Source organism: Micromonospora phytophila, from assembly GCF_023656545.1.
Classification (GTDB): domain Bacteria; phylum Actinomycetota; class Actinomycetes; order Mycobacteriales; family Micromonosporaceae; genus Micromonospora; species Micromonospora phytophila.
Map to the genome: position 1 here is coordinate 1 of NZ_JAMOKF010000482.1, position 3,125 is coordinate 3,125.

The 3,125-nt window shown below is 74.0% G+C and carries 4 protein-coding genes; 1 reads left to right on the forward strand and 3 read right to left on the reverse strand.

Features of this window, described 5'->3' with window-relative positions; all coding sequences use genetic code 11:
* On the forward strand, nt 1–597 hold a 597-nt coding region (locus tag NCC78_RS30005; RefSeq protein ID WP_250798746.1), incomplete at its 5' end, for a phosphotransferase.
* Nucleotides 598–680: 83 nt separating this feature from the next.
* Here the strand turns inward: NCC78_RS30005 and NCC78_RS30010 are convergent.
* The 3 genes from NCC78_RS30010 to NCC78_RS30020 all read right to left on the reverse strand — a co-directional run.
* Complete coding sequence (locus tag NCC78_RS30010) at nt 681–1,673, reverse strand: amidohydrolase family protein (RefSeq protein ID WP_250798747.1); 993 nt, start codon at nt 1,671–1,673, stop codon at nt 681–683.
* Between the two features lie 5 nt (nt 1,674–1,678).
* On the reverse strand, nt 1,679–2,488 hold the full coding sequence (locus NCC78_RS30015; RefSeq protein WP_250798748.1) for a metal-dependent hydrolase: 810 nt from the start codon (nt 2,486–2,488) through the stop codon (nt 1,679–1,681).
* Between the two features lie 102 nt (nt 2,489–2,590).
* Nucleotides 2,591–3,125 (reverse strand): serine/threonine kinase C-terminal domain-containing protein (locus NCC78_RS30020; RefSeq protein ID WP_504921300.1); only part of this gene is annotated, 535 nt, incomplete at its 5' end.

Here is a 3,125-nt window from a genome sequence, read left to right on the forward strand (position 1 = left end):
GTACCGGACTGGCTGGCCCGGGACTGGCTGCGTGACTACACGCTGACCCGGCCGGTGCCGGAGCCGGTGCCTTGGGAGCACCCGGTGGCCGTCGCCGCCTGGCCCGCCGAGCTGCGGGCCGGCCTGCGCGCGTTGTGGCGGCGCCGGCACGAGGTCCTCGCGGCCACCGACCGGCTGCCCCGCACGCTCTGCCACCACGATCTCTGGCCGATGAACCTGGTGTTCGCCGGCGGCGGTCCGGTGCTGCTCGACTGGTCATGCGTCGGGCCGGGGCCGATCGGAGAGGACGCCGCCAACCTGGTGCTGGACACGTTCCTCGACGGGCTGGTCGACGTGGCGATGCTCGACGAGGTGGCCGCCACCGTGCTCGCGCGCTACGTCGACGGGCTGCGCGGGGCGGTCGAGCCGGCGCTGACCGTGCGGGCGGTGCGGCTCACCGGGGCGGCCAAGTACTTCTGGCTGGCCCCGCTGATGCTCTCGCGGCTCGGCGGGCGGATCAGCGGGACCTACGACCGGCGGGACGACGCGGCGATGCTCGCCGGTCGTCGGCCGCTGCTGGAGCTGCTGGTGAGCTGGGCGGCGCGGACGCTCGACTGATCCGTGGCCTCCGCCGGCGGCGGCTTGGTTGCCGTCGCGCCGGTCGCCGTCGTCTCGCCGGTGAGCGCGGCGGGCAGTGGGTGTCAGTCGAGGCCGAACAGATCGGCGGCGCTCTCCCAGCAGACCGCCCGCAGCCAGTCGTCGCCGAGGTCGAGCCGGGCCAGCCCGGCGAGCTGCTCCGCGTACGGGTAGGGGATGTTGGGGAAGTCGCTGCCCAGCAGCACCTTGCCGGCCAGCCCCAGCTCGCGCAGCCTCGGCAGCTCGTCGGCGGGGAAGGGCACGAACCGGTCGAAGAACGGGGTGAACGCCATGGTGGTGTCCAGCCGCACCCGCTCGTACGCTTCGGCGAGGTCGAGGAAGGCCCGGTAGTCGGGGGCGCCCAGGTGCGCCACGATCGCGGTCAGCGTCGGGTGCCGGGCGAGCAGGGCGGCGAACGGCTCCGGCCCGGTGTGTTCGGTGCCGACGGGGGCGTGCCCGGCGTGCACCACCACCGGCACCCGGGCGTCGGCCAGCAGGCCCCACACCCGGTCCAGCGCGGGATCGGTCGGCGGGAAGTCGCCGACCTGGACGTGCACCTTGAACACCCGGGCGCCGGCCGTGACGGCGTCGGCGACGTACCGCTCGGCCTCCGGCTCGGGGAAGAAGGTGGCCGAGGGCAGGCAGTCGGGGGTGGCCCGGGCGAAATCCAGCGTCCAGCGGTTCAGCTCCGCCGCCATGCCGGGCCGGTGCGCGTACGCCAGCGCGCTGAACGCCCGGACGCCGAGCCGGCGCAGGTGCGCGACGCGATCGGCGTCGCTCCACCGGTACCGGATCGGCCACTCGGTGCCGACCAGCGGCCCGGCCGAGTCGAAGTACGCCCACACCCGGCGCAGCAGTCGGGGTGGCAGGAAGTGCACGTGCACGTCGGCGAGGCCGGGCAGGCCGAGCCGCCCCCAGAACGCCGGCACCCCGGCGTCGTCGGCCCCGTCCGACCCCCAGGTGTCGTCTGGCTCGGCCGGCACCCCGGCGTCGCCGGGCTCCACCGGCACCCCGGCGTCGTCGGCTCCGGCCGGTCCGCCGTGTCCGGGGGTGGGCATGCGGGTCAGATCTCGATGTTGAAGCGTTGCAGCACCGACGGGGCGACCAGGCCGGCGGCCGCGAGCACCGAGACGGCGGTCAGCACGGCGCGGACCACCACCACCTCGGTCTTGCTGCCGGCCCGCAGGGCGATCTTGTCGGGCAGCCCGATCATCGTCCACATCCGACGCTTGATGGGGATCGGCCAGAGGATGGGCACCCCGGCCCGGGTGATCATGTCCCCGAGGATGTGCACGAAGCAGCCGACCCCGACGGCGGTGCCGATCAGGGGGTACCCCCGGCCACCGGGGAGGGTGGCGAAGGTGAACCAGGCCGCCGCCGCCGACGCGAGGGTCACGATGACCCACCCGGCCCGCTCGGCCCACCTGTCGAACAGGCCGCGCAGCGCCAACCCGAACATGAAGAAGAGGATGAGGATCACCGCCCACTTGCCGTACGCGGCGCAGAGCGCGGTGGTGCCCCAGCCGACCAGCAGGGTGAACGGAAGGGTGTGGGTCAGCGTCCGGTGGCCGTTGTTGCGCCGCGGGTCCCGGCTGAGCTTGGTCGCGTAGTAGACGCCGAGGGAGATCTTCTCCATCACCTCGGCGATGAAGAGGGAGAACACGCCGAAGGTGCGGGCGACGGTCGCCCCGCCCTGGTTGCGGGTCACCTTGCCGGAGAGGTCGAGATCGGGGAAGAGCGCCCCGCCGGCGCAGACCGCGGTGCCGACGGCGAGCGCGAGCGGCGACTGCTCGTAGTCGGCGAAGTGGTCCAGCGCCCAGGACCCGGCCAGCCACACCGCCGCGCCGGACAGCGCGTGGGACGGTCCCATCATGTCGGTTCACCCTCCCCAGGGATCTTGAGCGCCAAAACTACGCCACTCTAGTCAGCGCCGTGGTCGCAGGGGCATCACCCGGACGGTCCACATAGGAGGGCGTCAGGGAAGGGGTGTGAAGCTCTGCCGGATCATCAGGAAGTATCCCGTGTTGACGCCCCAGTCGAACTCCTTTGTCAGCCACGAGACGGTGTACGCGCGGTCGGTGGAGGTGTTGGCCAGCAGCCGCGCGGTGTGCACCCGCTCCCCGGCGGCGTTGACCCAGCCGCACTCCCACAGCGCCGCCCCCCGGAACATGTCCAGCGCCGAGATGTCGATCTTCTGGTAGCCGGGCAGCGATCCGCCGCCGGTCAGCCGGCTCTCCTCGGCCCGCCACCAGCCGACCGGGTCGGCGCGCCGGGGGCCCGCCTCGATGCTGAGCACCCGCGCCCCGCCCGGCTCCCGGAAGCAGGTCACCGCCCCTTCGGTCCAGCGCAGCCAGGCCACCGGGGCGGCGATCCGCCAGCCGCCCGGGTCCTCGTACCACGTCCAGCCCGCGACCAGGCGGTACCGCACCCCGGCCGGGGCAGGCGCCGACGCGACCGGCGTGGCCCCGGCTGGTGGGGCGGTCGCGCAGGCGAAGGCGGCCGGCCGGGCG

Bases quoted from the DNA above. Each gene is read 5' to 3' on its own strand.
- NCC78_RS30010 (WP_250798747.1), bottom strand. From the start codon at position 1,673: ATGCCCACCCCCGGACACGGCGGACCGGCCGGAGCCGACGACGCCGGG.
- NCC78_RS30015 (WP_250798748.1), bottom strand. From the start codon at position 2,488: ATGATGGGACCGTCCCACGCGCTGTCCGGCGCGGCGGTGTGGCTGGCC.